The sequence below is a fragment of the Microbacterium oxydans genome, from assembly GCF_000956405.1.
In the GTDB taxonomy this organism is placed as follows: Bacteria; Actinomycetota; Actinomycetes; order Actinomycetales; family Microbacteriaceae; genus Microbacterium; species Microbacterium oxydans_C.
Window position 1 is genome coordinate 29,551 of sequence record NZ_JYIV01000027.1, and the last position, 14,814, is coordinate 44,364.

Here is a 14,814-nt window from a genome sequence, read left to right on the forward strand (position 1 = left end):
GGTCAGGCGCGGGCGATGATCTCGCCGTGCGGCACGAGGTACCAGCCGTCGCCGTCATCTGCCCAGCGCTTCCACGCGTCGCTGATCTCCTGCAGCTCCGCCGGCGTCGCCATGTCGCTGTCGACGAGCTGCCGGGCGAGCGCGGATTCGAGGATGCGGTCCGCCCACATGCCACCCCACCAGGCGCGCTCGTCAGGAGACGCGTAGCACCAGGTCGACGCGGTCGCCGAGATGTCGGTGAAGCCCGCAGCGCGCGCCCAGGCCAGCAGCCGTCGCCCTGCGTCCGGCTCTCCGCCGTTGGCCCTGGCCGCGGCGCGATACAGCGCGAGCCACCGGTCGAGCTCCGGCAGCACGGGGAACCAGATGAAGCCCGCGTAGTCGGCATCCCGTGCGGCGACGACGCCGCCCGGAACAGTGACGCGGCGCATCTCCCGCAGAGCCTGCACGGGGTCGCCGACGTGCTGGAGCACCTGGTGCGCGTGCACCACGTCGAAGGAATCGTCGGGAAAACTCAGCGCGTGCACGTCTTCGACCGAGAAGGACAGGTTCGTGAGGCCGCGGTCGGCGGCGAGGCGCTCCGAGAGCGACAGGGCGTTCTCGTCGATCTCGGTGGCGGTCACATGCGCCACGGTCCCGGCGAAGTCGACCGTGATGCTCCCAGGACCGGCGCCAACGTCGAGGAGTCGGGTCGTGGCCTCGAGGTGCGGGCGGAGGTACTCGGCGGAGTTCCCGATGTCGCGGACGTTGTGCGAGCGGAGGACGGATTCGTGGTGTCCGTGCGTGTACGAGGCCATGGGGTCAGTCTGGCAGAGCCCCTGGGGTTGGTCGCGGCGCGCCTCAATGCAGCTCGGCGACCATCCGTCGGAGGGACTCGCGGTCGGGCTTGCCCGAGGACAGCACATCGATCTCGTCGACCACGATCAACCGTGCGGGCCTGGCATGCTTGCCGAGCTCCTCCTCGACCGCGTCGCGCGCGTGTGCGAGCTGCTCGGACTCGCTGCGCCGGAGCACCTCCCCGCGCGCCGCCACGATCACGGATGCCTCGCCCCACCGCTCATCCTCCACCCCGACCACCACGGCCTCGTGGAGACCCGGGATGCGGCGGACGACCCGCTCCACGCGATCGAGGGAGATGTTGATGCCACCGGAGACGATCACGTTGTCGGCTCGACCGTGCACGCGGACGATGCCGTCCTCGACGAGGCCGAGGTCGCCGGTGCGGTACCAGCGGATGCCGTGCTCATCGCGCACGAACGTGCGCGAGGTCAACACCGCATCGCCCAGGTACCCTTCGGCGAGCATGGGCCCTGCGATGCGCAGCTCTCCGTCGACCGTGCGCACGCCGACCGTGTCGAGCGGCACACCGTCGTAGACGCATCCCCCACTGGTCTCGGTCGCCCCGTAGGTGCGCACCAGGTGCACGCCGAGGTCGGCTGCTCGTTCGCGCAGCGGCTCCGGAAGCGACTGGCCGCCCACCAGGATTGCCCGATACGCCGTCAAGGCCGCGCGGACCGGCGTCTCGTCCGCAGCGTCGAGCAGCGTCGCGACCTGGGCGGGCACGAGCGAGGTGTACAGATCGGGCAGACCCGCGCGCGACGACGGCCGCATCATCTCGTACGTCGCCTCGGCGAAGGCCTGCGGCGAGAATCGACCCTCGATCCGTGTGGGCTGCGTACCAGCGAGGATCGAGCGCACGAGCACCTGGAGCCCTGCGACGTAGCCGGCGGGCAGGGCGAGCAGCCATCGGCCGCTGCCGATCCGTGCCGCCGTCGCCTCAGCGCTCGCCCTCAGCGCCTCCCCGCTCAGGGCGACTCGTTTCGGGATGCCGCTCGATCCGGACGTCGCGATCACCGCCGCGAGCCCGTCCGCCACGTTCTCTGGAGCTTCGGCCACCATCCCCAGCCCCAGAGCCGGGCCGCCGTCGAGTGCGCGCTGCAGGGCCTCCCGCAGCAGAACCGGGTCTTCGGCATCCGTGGGGATCAGGGCGGTCATGCGCGTCTCCGACTGTGTGGGACCGGTGGAATCAGTAGTGCCAGGGGAAGGAGGACCAGTCGGGGTCGCGCTTCTCGAGGAAGGAGTCGCGTCCCTCGACGGCCTCGTCGGTGCCATAGGCCAGGCGCGTGGCCTCACCGGCGAAGACCTGCTGGCCGACCAGACCGTCATCGACCGCGTTGAAGGCGAACTTCAGCATCCGGATGGCGGTCGGCGACTTGGTCAGCACGGTGCGCGCCATCTTCAGCGCCTCCCGCTCGAGCTCGGCGTGCGGCACCACACGGTTGACGGCACCGGCCTCGTACGCACGCTGTGCGGAGTACTCCTCGGCCAGGAAGAACACCTCTCTGGCGAACTTCTGTCCGGTCTGGCGTGCCATGTACGCGGACCCGTATCCGGCGTCGAAGCTGCCGACGTCGGCATCGGTCTGCTTGAAACGCGCCTCTTCCGCGGAGGCGATCGTGAGGTCGCACACCACATGAAGGGAGTGTCCGCCGCCGGCCGCCCACCCTGGCACGACCGCGATGACGACCTTGGGCATGAAGCGGATGAGCCGCTGTACCTCGAGGATGTGGAGTCGACCGACCGCCGCGCGACTCGCCCCGTCGACGATCGCCGTCTCCGTGTCGGAGTACTTGTACCCGTCGCGACCGCGGATGCGCTGGTCCCCGCCGGAGCAGAACGCCCAGCCGCCGTCCTTCGGGCTCGGTCCGTTTCCCGTGAGCAGCACCGCACCGATGCGCGCGTCCTGCCGGGCGATGTCGAGGGCACGGTAGAGCTCGTCCACCGTGTGCGGACGGAAGGCGTTGCGAACCTCCGGCCGGTTGAAGGCGATGCGCGCGACTCCGCCGTCCCTCGAGACGTGCGCGGTGATGTCGGTGTAGTCCTCGGCGCCGGGCGCGAGCACCCATTCGGCCGGGTCGAACAGGTCGGAGACGAAGGCATCGGTCACGCCATCCACCCTATTCCTGTTGCTCCCGTCGCACTTTCCGTCGGTTCGAACGCACCATACCGACAGGAAGTGCGACGGGAACGGATCACCTGTTCGCGCGAGCGGTCTTCAACCAGCCGTCGACGATGTCCCATCCGGCGCCGATCGCGACGCCGAACCCGAGCAGCACCGCGAGGATGCGGAACACGCCGCCCTCGTCGGCCGACTCCGCCTGGCCAGCGGCGAAACCCTCGCCCCCGGCGGCGGCGATCTGAGCGAGGAAGTCGGGGTTCACGAGCTGATCGGTCGACAGCAGAGTCACGACCCAGGCGAGGAAGGCCAGAGCCAGCACCGTGTTCACCACGGCGAGACCGGTACTCCATCGGCCCCGACGGTAGAGCACGACCGCGAACACGACCTCCGCCGCGATGACCGCGAACAGCACGCCGATCCCCCACGGCCACAGCTGCGGGTTGAGGATCGGCAGCGCGTCGCGCTCTGCCTGGACGAACCCACGGAAGCGGTCCCAGAACAGTGCTCCCACGCAGATGCCGAGGAACACCAGCGAGGCGATCAGGTCGTTGCGGCCCGCACCGCCGTCGGTCGGTTCGGGAAGCTGATCGACGTCCCATCTCACCCCGGTGTCGGTACCGGCTCGCTCCAGGATCACGAAGACCAGGGTGGTCCAGAAGCACAGGTGGAGGATCGTGCCGCCGGTCGCGAGGAGCGACGTGGACATGATCTCCCCGATCGGGGCTCCGGAGATCGTCAGGCCCAGCGCGACGGCGGCGAACACGATCGCGGGGACGAACTTGAGCAGCAGGATCAGCAGACGCCACCACGTGAGGTAGTAGCGGGGGCCGATCAGGTAGAGCGGGCGGTCTGCGTAACCTGCCGCGAGAGCACCGGGATCGCCGAGCTCGGTGAGCACCGCGCGTTCCGCGTCCTCCGGCGCTTCGCCCTGCTCGACCCGCGCCTCGACCGCGTCGGTGATCGAGGCTTCGAGCTCGGCGCGGACGTCCGCCTGCACCTCCGGCCGGAGACTGCGGATCGTGGCGCTGACATAGCGCTCGGTGAGAGTGGTGGTGGTCATGTCACTTCTCCTCTGAGGTGAGGGATGCGATCGCCACCGTGAGCGATCGCCATTCGTCGGTGAGGGCGTCGGCGAGGCGGACGCCGGCTTCCGAGGTGCGGTAGAACTTGCGGGGCCGTGCCTCGTCGGTGTTCCACTCGCTCGTGAGGTACTCCTGCTTCTCCAGGCGACGCAGCAGCGGGTACAGGGTGTTCGCGTCGGTGGCGAAACCGCGCTGCTCGAGCATCTCCAGCAGCGCATAGCCGTACCCCGGCGAGCGCAGCAGCTGCAGGCAGGCGAGCACGACGGTGCCGCGCCGCAGTTCCTGCAGGTGGATGTCGAGGGTCTCGTTCATGTCAGACACGTTACTGTGCGTCACACACTATCGTCAAGCGCACACCGAAACGAGACTCACCCCTTCTCGCGCTGTGCCCGCATGGCGACTCGGAGCAGAATGGGCAGATGATCCCGCCTCTCGCAGACCTGCTCGACTCGGCCAGGGTCGTCTCCCTTCCGATGCACAGCCGCTTCCGCGGCGTCGACACCAGGGAGGCGCTGCTCTTCGAGGGGCCAGAGGGCTGGGCGGAGTTCTCCCCGTTCGTCGAGTATGACGACGCGGAGGCGGCGACCTGGCTGGCTGCCGCGATCGACTTCGCCTGGCGCGAGCAGCCCGCCCCCGTGCGAGAGCGCATCCGGGTGAACGCCACTGTCCCTGCCATCGAGGCGTCGCGGGTGCCCGAGCTGCTGGCACGCTTCACCGGATGCCGCACCGCCAAGGTCAAGGTCGCCGAGCCGGGTCAGACGCTCGCCGACGACATCGCGCGCGTGCACGCCGTGCGGGAGGTGATGGGCCCGGAGGGTCGCATCCGCATCGATGCGAACGGCGCCTGGAACGTCGATGAGGCCGAGCATGCGATCCATGCCCTCGGCGAATGCGACCTCGAGTACGTCGAGCAGCCGTGCGCGACGGTTCCCGAGCTGGCGGAACTTCGAAGGCGCGTGAAGCACATGGGCGTCCCCGTCGCCGCCGACGAGAGCGTCCGCAAGGCGTCCGACCCCCTCGCGGTCGCCAGGGCCGGAGCCGCAGACCTGCTCGTGATCAAGGCACAGCCTCTCGGCGGGATCACCCATGCCCTGCAGATCGTCGCCGCCGCCGGCCTTCCTGTCGTGGTCTCGAGCGCCCTCGACACAGCCATCGGCCTGTCCCAGGGAGCCGCCCTCGCCGCCGCACTCCCGACGCTCGACTACGACTGCGGCCTCGGCACGGCGTCCCTGTTCCTGGACGACGTTGCCGACCTGCGACCGGCCGATGGATCGATCCCCGTCGGCCGTGTGACTCCTGACAGGGCAGCACTCACTCGACTCGCGGCCTCGGACGAGCGTCGCGAATGGTGGCTCGCACGGCTCGCCCGTTGCTACGGCGAACTCTCCACGAGGAGCTGACGCCTCGCACCGCGCTGCGCCTGGCTACGGCTCGATGAGCAGCTGCACCAGTCGGCCGAGCTCTTCGCCACCGGAGTGACGCAACTGCGCGTCGTCCTGGCCGGCCATCGCTCCGCGCACGGTCATGCCCTCCCAGATGATCATGAGCATGCGAGCGGCGACCGCTGCGGGCAGGCGCAGACGCAGCAGACCGGCCGCGACGATGTCATCGACGATCTGAGCGATGCTCGCGACCATCTCACGTTCCTGCGCGAGGTACGCCTCACCGAACGCGGCATCGCGCAACGCGCGGATGCGGATCTCACTGAGCAGCATGACGCCGAGCCTGTCGTCTCCGCCGAGCTCCATGATCTGCTGCACGAGTTCGATCGGATCGCAGCCCTCCACCAGGGCACCGGCGGCTGTCAGCTCCTCCACGCGGGTGCGCACGGCGTTCACGCGCACCTCCGAGACACTGGCGGCGAGCATGAGGAACAGCTCGTCCTTGGACTCGAAGTTCGAGTAGAACGCGCCGCGTGTGAATCCGGCGCGCTCGCACACCGCCTCGACCGACGCTCCATCGAGCCCGACCTCGGCGAAGACCTGCGCCGCAGCTTCCAGCAGGCGGGCGCGCGTGTTCTCGCGGCTGCGGGTTGCGGGTGTCGACATCGAAACCTCCTGACCCTTCACTCTCGCATGATTCACACCCCGCACACAGACTTGGCCGGGCGGGTCACCTTACGATACATCTATGTATTGGATACACCTGTGTATCCAGCCCGCACCCTTCGGAGGAACACGTGTCCACTCTCCTGTCCTCGCTCGGACGCTGGTCATTCCGGCACCCGTGGCGGGTCCTCGTGTCCTGGCTGCTCGCGCTCGGCATCGCGGGTGCCGGCGCACTCGTCCTGGGCGCGGGAACGGACAACACGTTCTCCATCCCCGGCACCGAGTCGCAGGCGGGCCTCGAGCAGCTCACACGGTCGTTCCCGCAGGTGAGCGGCACCAACGCGCAGTTCATCGTGGTCGCAGCCGACGGCGACAAGATCACGGATGCCGAGTACCAGAAGGACATCGAGGGCGCGGTCGACGAGCTGGGTGACCTCGACGGCGTCCTGGCAGCCACCTCGCCGTATGACGAGATGGTCAAGGGCATGATCAACGACGACGACACCGCCGCCATCGTGCGAGTGCAGTTCGACGGCGAGTCGACCGACGTCTCCGAGGAGACGAAGGATGCACTGCGCACCGTCGTCGCCGACCTGGGAGCCGAACTCCCGGCTGGGTCGCAGACCTCGCTCGGCGGAGACCTGTTCGCGATCTCCATCCCTGGCGTCACTCTCACCGAAGCAGTGGGACTGCTCATCGCCCTGCTGGTGCTCATCGTCACGTTCCGCTCGTTCGTCGTGGCCGGACTCCCCCTGCTCACAGCGGTCCTCGGCGTCGGCATCTCGATGGCCGGCATCTTCACCGCCACGGCATTCGCCACGGTCTCCTCCACCACCCCGCTGCTCGCACTCATGCTCGGACTCGCGGTCGGCATCGACTACGCGCTGTTCATCATGGCGCGACATCAGGACCAGGTACGCGACGGCGTCGACCCCGAGGAGTCCGCGTCCCGCGCTGTCGGCACGGCCGGATCCGCCGTCGTGTTCGCCGGTGTCACTGTGCTCATCGCCCTGATCGGCCTGGGCTTCGCCGGCATCCCGTTCCTGACGACCATGGGTATCGCCGCCTCCGCCGCTGTGGCCGTCGCCGTCGCGATCGCCGTCACCCTCACGCCCGCTCTGCTCGGCTTCATGAAGGGCAGGGTCGTCGGGCGCCCGAAGAAGGTCAGGGCGTCGAAGACGAAGAAGAGCGCCGGAGGTACGGCCGACGACGCCGCGCCGTCGCCGAAGGCCGTCCCGGTGAGAGGCAGCGCCCGGTGGGTCGGCGGCGTCATGAAGCACCCGGTGCTGGTGTCGATCGCCGTGGTGCTCGGACTCGGGATCGTCGCCGTCCCCGCGCTGAGCCTCGACCTCGCACTCCCCAACGCGGGGGTGCTCCCCAAGGACAACGAGGCGCGGCAGACCTATGACCTCGTCGGCGAGGAGTTCGGTCCCGGCTTCAACGGTCCGATGATCCTCACCGGCACGATCGTCACCTCCACCGATCCGCTGACGCTGATGGAGGATCTGGGCGACGCGGTGGCGAAGGTCCCCGGCGTGAAGGAGGTCGCGCTGGCGACCCCGAACGAGACAGCCGACACCGGGATCGTGCAGATCGTGCCGGAGACCGCCCCCGACGACCCCGCGACCGCCGACCTCGTACGCGAGCTGCGCAGCCATCACGATGAATGGCTCGACGAGTTCGGCATCGACCTCAAGGTCACCGGCTTCACGGCCGTCGGCATCGACATCTCCGACCAGCTGGGCAACGCACTGCTGCCCTTCGGCATCTTCGTGATCGGCCTCTCGCTGATCCTGCTGACCATCGTGTTCCGCTCCCTGTGGGTGCCGATCACCGCCGCCGCGGGTTACCTGCTGTCGATCGTCGCCGCTTTCGGTGTGGTCGGCGCCGTGTTCGAATGGGGCTGGTTCGCCGATCTCCTGCATGTCGCCAAGGTGGGACCGATCATCAGCTTCATGCCGATCATCCTGATGGGCGTGCTGTTCGGCCTCGCCATGGACTATCAGGTGTTCCTCGTCTCCCGCATGCGCGAGGACTTCGTGCACGACAAGGATGCGACGAGCCCGAACCGCGCGACCCGCAGGGCCGCCGCCCTCCGCGCCGTGCGCAGCGGATTCACCGGCTCGGCGAAGGTCGTCACCGCGGCCGGACTCATCATGTTCGCGGTGTTCGTGGCCTTCGTGCCCGAGGGCGACTCGTCGCTCAAGCCGATCGCACTGGGACTCGCCGCCGGCATCGCGTTCGACGCCTTCCTGGTGCGGATGACGCTGATCCCCGCTCTCATGGCCATCCTCGGCGAACGTGCGTGGGAGCTCCCGCGCTGGCTGGAGAAGATCCTCCCCCGCATCGACGTCGAGGGCGAGGCCGTCGAGCGTGAACGCCATCTGGCCGCATGGCCGGGCGACGGATCGATCGTGGCCGCCGACGACCTCGAGATCAGCGCCGATGCACCCGTCGTCCAGGGGCTGTCCGTGCGGATCCCCGAGGGCGGGGCCGTCATCGCGACCGGAGGCGACCTCCGCGCCGGGCGAGCTCTGGCGCTCACGGTGGCCGGACGCCTGATGCCCACGGACGGAAGGCTCCGCGTTGCGGGGCACCTCCTCCCCGGCCGCGCCGCCTGGGTGCGCGCGCACGTCGGCTGCGTACTGGTCGACGATGCTGATGCCGCGCTCGACGATCTCGCGGAAGCCCTGCGCGGAAAGTCGCCGATCGTCGTGATCGACGGTATCGACCGCCTGAACGGGAGCCAGCGCGATCAGGCGACGGCCATGCTGCGCGATGCCGCCGCCTCCCGCACGCTCGCAGTCTTCGCCACGGCATCGGATGCCCGTTCGGCGCGGGCCACCCTCGCCGAGGCCGGATGGCCCGACCCCCAGACTCTCGACACGCGCGCCCCTCGACGGAGCGCCGCAGAATCCACCGAGGTGACCGCATGACTCTCCCCATCGAGCGCGCGCGCTCCCGCAAGCCCATCACGTGGCTGACCATCCTCGGCGTGCTGCTGCTGCCGGCGGCGGTCGGCGGCATCCTCGTTGCAGCGCTGCAGAACCCGACCGAGCGGCTGGACTCGATGACCGCGGCGATCGTCAACCTCGATGAGCCCGTGACCATCGACGGACAGATGACCCCGCTCGGCCGTCAGCTCGCCTCGGGCCTCGTCGAGGGATCGGACGATCTCGATTCGAACCTCACGTGGGTGATCTCGAACAAGGACGACGCCGCTGACGGGCTCGCCGACGGCTCCTACCAGGCCGTCATCACGATCCCCGAGGACTTCTCGTCCGCAGCCACGTCGGCCGGGACCGCGATCTCCGAGGGCGGAGGGAAGGCGGAGAAGGCCACCATCGAAGTGACGACACCGAAGGACGGACTCGTCGCCGACGACCTCATCACGGGCCAGATCGCGAACGTCGCCGCCTCCACCATGGGCACGACGCTGTCCGAGGCGACGACCGAGAACATCCTCGTCGGCTTCACCACGATCGGCGACCAGATCGGCGAGGCGGCAGACGGTGCCGTGAAGCTCGCCAACGGAGCACGCGATGCCGCCAACGGAGCCGCAGCGATCCCGGACGGCGCGACGAAACTCGCCTCCGGCGCGGGTGAGCTCGGCACGGGTGCCTCCTCGCTCGCCTCGGGGCTCGACACGATCGCGGGCAAGACCCGCGAAGCTGCGGCGGGTGCAGGACAGATCGGGTCCGGGCTGACCGCCGGGGCTGCCAAGCTCGGTGCGAACGTCGACGGCTTGAAGAACGCGATGACAGCAGTGCAGACCGGGACGGCTTCGGCGCAGACCGCAGCCGACCAGTCGAAGGCACTCGCGGGAACGCTTGGTGCGCTGGATGCGACCTGTGATCCTGCCGTATCGGGGCCGGCATTCTGCAAGAGCGTCGCCGACGCCTTCGCCGCGTCGCAGGGACTCGCTGCCTCGGCCGGCACGGCATCCGGCTATCTCAACGGCGCCGCCCCCGGCGTGGCCGCGATCCCCGGAGTTCTCGACGGCGCCGTCGCCGGCCTGTCTCAGGGCGGCGCGGGCGCAACCCAGCTCGCCGGCGGCCTCACCCAGCTCGCCGACCAGGGCATCGGGGCATCCGCGACCGGCGCCCGCAGCCTCGCCTCCGGTGCGACCCAGCTCTCCGGCGGCGCGACCGCCCTGGCCGACGGCGCGACCGAGCTCACGACCGGGCTCGACACGCTGGCGACAGGCACGGGCGACCTCGCAGGTGGGCTGCGCACGGCATCCGACTCGCTGCCCTCGTTCAGCGACACCGAGTCGAAGTCGCTCGCCTCGGTGATCGCCGACCCGGTGTCGTCGAACTCGTCGGTGGACACGATCTTCGGCCCCACCGCGATCCCGCTGCTCGCCGCGGTCGTGCTCTGGTTCGGTGGACTCGCGACGTTCGTCGTGATGCGCGCCCACACTGCTCGCACGCTCACCTCTCGACGGTCTTCGGCGGCTCTGACGCTGCGCGCGTTCGCTCCGGCGGCGTTGATCGGTGCCGGTCAGGGCCTGCTCGTGTCGTTGATCGTGCAGATCGTGGCGAGCTACGACGCGGGCACCTGGTGGGCTTTCGCGGGCACGGCGGTCCTCGCCGGAGTGGTGTTCGCCGCCGTCAACCAGGCTCTCGTCGCGGTGTTCGGCGGCGTCGGTCGCTGGATCTCGGCCCTGGTGGGGGTGCTCGCCGTCGCGACGGGCCTGATCTCGACCGTGCCGGACTGGCTCGCCGGCATCGGTGCGGCGCTTCCGACGGCCCCGGCCTTCGCGGGCCTGATCACGGCCAGTGGTTCGGCCGTCGCCGCTCTGGTCGTCTGGGGCGTGCTGTCCCTCGTGGCCACCACGCTCGCCGTGACGCTGCGACGCACCACTTCCGCCAGGGCGGTCCTCGCCACCCCCTGACCCCCTGCTCCTGGCTCCTGTCTCCTGCCTCCTGCCTCCTGGCTCCTGGCTCCTGCCTCCTGGCTCCTGCCTCCTGGCTCCTGGCTCCTGCCTCCTGGCTCCTGGCTCCTGGCTCCTGCCGAAACGGAGACCATCCGCTCGCGGCTCGGCGTGTCGACGTGTGACACGCCGAGCCGCACGTGTGACGGTCTCCGTTTTGACTTGCAATGCCCGGCACCTAGGCTCCTGCCATGCGTCGACCGTTCATGGATACCCCCGAGCAACTCGCGAGCTTGGAAGGGCAGCAGTACCTCGTGCTCCGGCCCACCGCGGCGGTCGCCGAGACCTATCGGGACATCCAGGACACGGCACTCGCACGCCTCGGCGCAGCGATCCGGCACCCGCACACCGGGCACGTCACGCTCCGCGGGTTCCACGAGCCCGAGCGGCGCGAAGAGCTCACCGCGTTGATCCGCGTCTGGGCGGCACGGCAACCCCCGATCGAGGTCAGTGCCGATGCCGTGGATGAGTTCCCCCCACCGTGGCAGATCCTGATCGTGCGCCTCGCCCGCACCGCGTCACTCGTCTCCGCGTACTCACACCTGACCACTGCGCTGGACGCCACGGACTTCCGCCGCCTGGGCGAGCTGCCCCTGGAGGACTGGACCTTCCACCTCTCGGTGCTCTACGGCAAGACTCTCGACCCGGAGGTCTGGTCACGCTTCGCGCAGGCCGAGTCGCGTGCTCTCGAGCCGGCGCCCACCGAGGCCATCACCGAAGCCGAGCTGGTCTGGTACGAGGACGGCATCGAGCATGCCGAGGTCCTGCCGCTGGGCGGCTGACCCACCCCCTGCTCCGCCCGTCTCCAGCCGAAACAGAGACCTCCCGCACCCTGTCCGGCGTGTCCTGTGTGGACGCGCCGGAGCTGATGCGGGAGGTCTCTGTTTTCGCAGCCGGGTTTTCGCAGCCGGGTCTTCGCAGCCTGGCTTTGGCGGCCGGGAGGCAGGCTCAGCTCAGGCCGGAGTAGGCGTGCAGGCCCTTGAAGAAGACGTTCACGATCGTGAAGTTGAAGATCACGGCCGAGAACCCGACGATCGCGAGCCACGCCGAGGGGTTCCCCCGCCAGCCGCGCGTCGCCCTGGCGTGGATGTATCCGGCGTACAGGACCCAGATCACGAACGTCCAGGTCTCCTTCACGTCGAAGCCCCAGAAGCGGCTCCAGGCGTAGTACGCCCAGATGGAGCCCGCGATCAGCGTGAAGGTCCAGAGGATGAACCCGATGATCGTGAACATGTACGCAAGACTCTCCAGGCGTACCGCGTTGGGGAAGGTGCGGAGGAAGCCGGGACCGGTCTTGGCTGCCCCCTCTCCCATCAGACGCTCACGGCGCGACTGCATGAGCTGGATCACCGAGAGGGCGAACGCGAGCGCGAAGAACGCCGTGGCGAGCGAGGCCACGAATACGTGGATGACGAGCCAGACGCTCTTCAGCGGGTCCATCAGCGGCGAGACGTCGACGTAGAAGTTGGTCGCTCCGAGGCCGAGCAGCACGACGACGAGGCCCGTGATGAACGTGCCGAGGAAGCGCAGGTCGATGCGGGTGAGCACCACGAGGTACACCGCGATGATGAGCAGAGTGCCCATCATCGCGAACTCGTACAGGTTCGCCCACGGCACTCGCCCTGCCTCGATGCCGCGGGTGATGGTCGCCGCCAGTTGGAAGACGAATCCGAGCACCGTCAGCGAGGTGCCGATCCGGGCCATGACGTAGCGCTGGGGTGCGGGAGAGTCATCAGCCGCACCCGACGACGCGGGGAGGCTGGCCCCGCCGGCTCCGACCAGCACCGACTCGCGGACGGTGTGCGCGTCGGCCGTCGCCTGCGAGCGGCGCGCGAGATCGAAGGCGTAGGCCACGAAGGCCGCCGCGTAGATCGCGATCGCCGTCCAGAGCATGACCGGCGAGATCACGTTGAGCTCGAGCATGGTGTCAGTCTACTTTCGGGGTGTCGGTCGCCGGGGCCTCCGGCTCAACGGATTCGTCGGCGGTGTCAGTGGGCGTGGGGCGCGCCGTGGTGCCCCCTGCTGCATCGAGCAGTCGGGCGTGGCCGGCGACGAGGTCGTCCACGGCTGCGGCGAGCGTCGGGTCCTCCCCACGGGCGAGCGCGGCGTATTCGAGGGCGACCGCGTCGTCGTGTGCCGTGGCCTTGACCCAGACGCGTCGACGCGGCACGAACAGGGCGATCATCAGTCCGCCGAGGGCCAGCAGCGCGAAGCCGAGCACCCAGACGCCCGACTCGTCGCGGTGGATCTGCAGCGAGGCGAAGCGCTTCACCGAGTGGGAGGCGTCCGTCGCGCCGGCCGGTGACTCGTCCTCGAAGGTCACCGATCCCAGGCCGTTCGGCAGCTGCGCGGTCTGTCCGGGGGCGAGCTCGATCGACTTCACGTCGGTGGTGCGTCCCGTGAGCTTCGTCATCCCCGTGGTGTCGAGCACGTAGACGGAGCGCGGCACGCCCTCGTTGATGCCCAGGTCACCCGTGTACACGTCGAGCGTGAGCGTCGGGTTCGTGAGGTCGCCGTACGCGGAGAAGAACGCGCCGCTCTCCAGCACACCCGTCGTGGGATAGAAGAACCCGACCAGGCCGACCTGCTCGGCCAGACCGTCCGGCACCTTGAGCACACCGAGCGACGTCATGTTGTTGTCCTGCGGGAGGAACGGCGTGCTGTTGGTGAACACGACGTTGCCCTCGGGATCGCGCACGGTCACCGTCGGCGCGTAGCCGTTGCCGAGCAGGAACACGTCGTCGTCGGCGACCGCGAGCGGTTCGTTGACCTTGACGGCGCCCGTGCGCTCCTCGCCGTGCTCCTGCACGGTGACGTTGGCCGAGAAGTCGCCGGCCTGGCCGGACCCCGGCTCACCGAACGGCTGATAGGTCACGTCGAACGAGTCGAGGCGCATCGAGTACGGAGAGAATGCGTCGTCGCCCACGAATCGTCCGCGGTTCATCGAGTCGTAGTCGAGGAGCGTGTTGGCGAAGGTCTCGCCCTCGACCAGCACGCGCTGTCCGGTGTAGGAGAACCCTCCGCCGATCCCGACCGTGACCAGCACGCCGACGAGCGCGAGGTGGAAGAGCAGGTTGCCCGTCTCGCGCCAGTAGCCGCGCTCCGCGGAGACCGAGAAGGTGCGTCCGCGGTCGTAGCGCTCCACCCGGTATCCGAGGGCCTTCAGCTGCTTGGTCGCGACGTCGATGGACGCGGCCGCTTCCGTCTCCGCATCACCCGTCTTGGTTCCGGAGTCCGCAGCGGGATCGCGCGTGACGGCACGGTAGTCCTCGAGGCGCTGCAGGCGGGCGGGGGTGCGCGGCGGGCGGGCACGCAGCGCCTTGGCGTGGTGCTTGATACGCGGGATCACGCAGCCGACGAGCGACGCGAACAGGAGCAGGTAGATCGCGGAGAACCACGGCGAGAGGTAGACGTCGAAGAGCTTGAGCCCGTCGAGGATCGGGAACAGATCGGGGTTGTCACGCTCCCACTGCGTCACACCGTTCGGGTCGGCCATCCGCTGCGGGAAGATCGAGCCGGGGATGGCTGCGATCGCCAGGACGAGCAGCAGGATCAGCGCCGTGCGCATCGAGGTCAGCTGGCGCCAGCCCCAACGCAGCCAGCCGACGAATCCGAGTCGCGGCTGAATGATCGAGTCGTCGCCGTCGACGTGGTCCGACGGACGGAGCGGATCGCTGGAGTCGCTCTTCGCGGCACCCTTGTTCTTGGTCATGGCCTTCTCAGTGCGGGGAGTCTTCTCGGAACGGACGGGCTTGTCGGGACGGGGATCGGGCAGCGCGCCCGCCTCCAGAT

General features: G+C 69.2%; 12 protein-coding genes. 4 read left to right on the top strand and 8 right to left on the bottom strand.

Annotated elements, in window-relative coordinates; genetic code table 11:
- Nucleotides 1-2 precede the first annotated feature (2 nt).
- The 5 genes from RN51_RS10870 to RN51_RS10890 all read right to left on the bottom strand — a co-directional run bounded on the left by RN51_RS10870 (nt 3) and on the right by RN51_RS10890 (nt 4,350).
- Nucleotides 3-794 (bottom strand): class I SAM-dependent methyltransferase, encoded by a 792-nt coding sequence (locus RN51_RS10870; RefSeq protein WP_045264085.1) that lies wholly within the window; start codon nt 792-794, stop codon nt 3-5.
- A gap of 43 nt (nt 795-837) precedes the next feature.
- Nucleotides 838-1,992: an AMP-binding protein gene (locus tag RN51_RS10875; RefSeq protein ID WP_082066556.1), complete on the bottom strand. Its 1,155-nt coding sequence runs from the start codon at nt 1,990-1,992 to the stop codon at nt 838-840.
- 31 nt (nt 1,993-2,023) lie between these two features.
- Nucleotides 2,024-2,944, bottom strand: coding sequence for a 1,4-dihydroxy-2-naphthoyl-CoA synthase (locus RN51_RS10880; RefSeq protein WP_045264340.1), 921 nt, complete (start codon nt 2,942-2,944; stop codon nt 2,024-2,026).
- 85 nt (nt 2,945-3,029) lie between these two features.
- Entirely contained in the window at nt 3,030-4,016 is a 987-nt protein-coding gene (locus RN51_RS10885; protein ID WP_045264086.1) for a permease prefix domain 1-containing protein, read from the bottom strand.
- A gap of 1 nt (nt 4,017) precedes the next feature.
- Nucleotides 4,018-4,350, bottom strand: a complete 333-nt coding sequence (locus tag RN51_RS10890; protein ID WP_045264087.1) for a PadR family transcriptional regulator — start codon at nt 4,348-4,350, stop codon at nt 4,018-4,020.
- A 107-nt stretch (nt 4,351-4,457) separates the two neighbouring features.
- Between RN51_RS10890 and RN51_RS10895 the strand changes: the two genes are divergently transcribed.
- The gene (locus RN51_RS10895) at nt 4,458-5,438 is read left to right on the top strand and encodes an o-succinylbenzoate synthase (RefSeq protein WP_045264088.1); all 981 of its coding nucleotides are present in this window, start codon (nt 4,458-4,460) and stop codon (nt 5,436-5,438) included.
- A gap of 24 nt (nt 5,439-5,462) precedes the next feature.
- Here the strand turns inward: RN51_RS10895 and RN51_RS10900 are convergent, their stop codons facing one another.
- Nucleotides 5,463-6,086, bottom strand: coding sequence for a TetR/AcrR family transcriptional regulator (locus RN51_RS10900; RefSeq protein ID WP_045264089.1), 624 nt, complete (start codon nt 6,084-6,086; stop codon nt 5,463-5,465).
- Nucleotides 6,087-6,217: 131 nt separating this feature from the next.
- Between RN51_RS10900 and RN51_RS10905 the strand changes: the two genes are divergently transcribed.
- The 3 genes from RN51_RS10905 to RN51_RS10915 all read left to right on the top strand — a co-directional run bounded on the left by RN51_RS10905 (nt 6,218) and on the right by RN51_RS10915 (nt 11,804).
- The gene (locus RN51_RS10905) at nt 6,218-9,022 is read left to right on the top strand and encodes an MMPL family transporter (protein WP_045264090.1); all 2,805 of its coding nucleotides are present in this window, start codon (nt 6,218-6,220) and stop codon (nt 9,020-9,022) included.
- On the top strand, nt 9,019-10,983 hold the full coding sequence (locus tag RN51_RS10910) for a YhgE/Pip family protein (RefSeq protein WP_045264091.1): 1,965 nt from the start codon (nt 9,019-9,021) through the stop codon (nt 10,981-10,983). Before RN51_RS10905 ends, RN51_RS10910 begins: the two co-directional genes overlap by 4 nt.
- 230 nt (nt 10,984-11,213) lie before the next feature.
- Entirely contained in the window at nt 11,214-11,804 is a 591-nt protein-coding gene (locus RN51_RS10915) for a 2'-5' RNA ligase family protein (RefSeq protein ID WP_231579276.1), read from the top strand.
- A gap of 166 nt (nt 11,805-11,970) precedes the next feature.
- Here the strand turns inward: RN51_RS10915 and ccsB are convergent, their stop codons facing one another.
- Nucleotides 11,971-12,945: a c-type cytochrome biogenesis protein CcsB gene (gene ccsB / locus RN51_RS10920; protein ID WP_045264093.1), complete on the bottom strand. Its 975-nt coding sequence runs from the start codon at nt 12,943-12,945 to the stop codon at nt 11,971-11,973.
- Nucleotides 12,946-12,949: 4 nt separating this feature from the next.
- Nucleotides 12,950-14,734, bottom strand: a complete 1,785-nt coding sequence (resB, locus tag RN51_RS10925; RefSeq protein WP_045264341.1) for a cytochrome c biogenesis protein ResB — start codon at nt 14,732-14,734, stop codon at nt 12,950-12,952.
- Nucleotides 14,735-14,814: the final 80 nt, after the last annotated feature.

What these genes read in the sequence shown, in the direction of transcription:
- RN51_RS10870 (WP_045264085.1), bottom strand. Translation starts at nt 794, where the DNA reads ATGGCCTCGTACACGCACGGACACCACGAATCCGTCCTCCGCTCGCAC.
- RN51_RS10875 (WP_082066556.1), bottom strand. Translation starts at nt 1,992, where the DNA reads ATGACCGCCCTGATCCCCACGGATGCCGAAGACCCGGTTCTGCTGCGG.
- RN51_RS10885 (WP_045264086.1), bottom strand. Translation starts at nt 4,016, where the DNA reads ATGACCACCACCACTCTCACCGAGCGCTATGTCAGCGCCACGATCCGC.
- RN51_RS10890 (WP_045264087.1), bottom strand. Translation starts at nt 4,350, where the DNA reads ATGAACGAGACCCTCGACATCCACCTGCAGGAACTGCGGCGCGGCACC.
- RN51_RS10895 (WP_045264088.1), top strand. Translation starts at nt 4,458, where the DNA reads ATGATCCCGCCTCTCGCAGACCTGCTCGACTCGGCCAGGGTCGTCTCC.
- RN51_RS10900 (WP_045264089.1), bottom strand. Translation starts at nt 6,086, where the DNA reads ATGTCGACACCCGCAACCCGCAGCCGCGAGAACACGCGCGCCCGCCTG.
- RN51_RS10910 (WP_045264091.1), top strand. Translation starts at nt 9,019, where the DNA reads ATGACTCTCCCCATCGAGCGCGCGCGCTCCCGCAAGCCCATCACGTGG.
- RN51_RS10915 (WP_231579276.1), top strand. Translation starts at nt 11,214, where the DNA reads ATGCGTCGACCGTTCATGGATACCCCCGAGCAACTCGCGAGCTTGGAA.
- ccsB (WP_045264093.1), bottom strand. Translation starts at nt 12,945, where the DNA reads ATGCTCGAGCTCAACGTGATCTCGCCGGTCATGCTCTGGACGGCGATC.
- resB (WP_045264341.1), bottom strand. Translation starts at nt 14,734, where the DNA reads ATGACCAAGAACAAGGGTGCCGCGAAGAGCGACTCCAGCGATCCGCTC.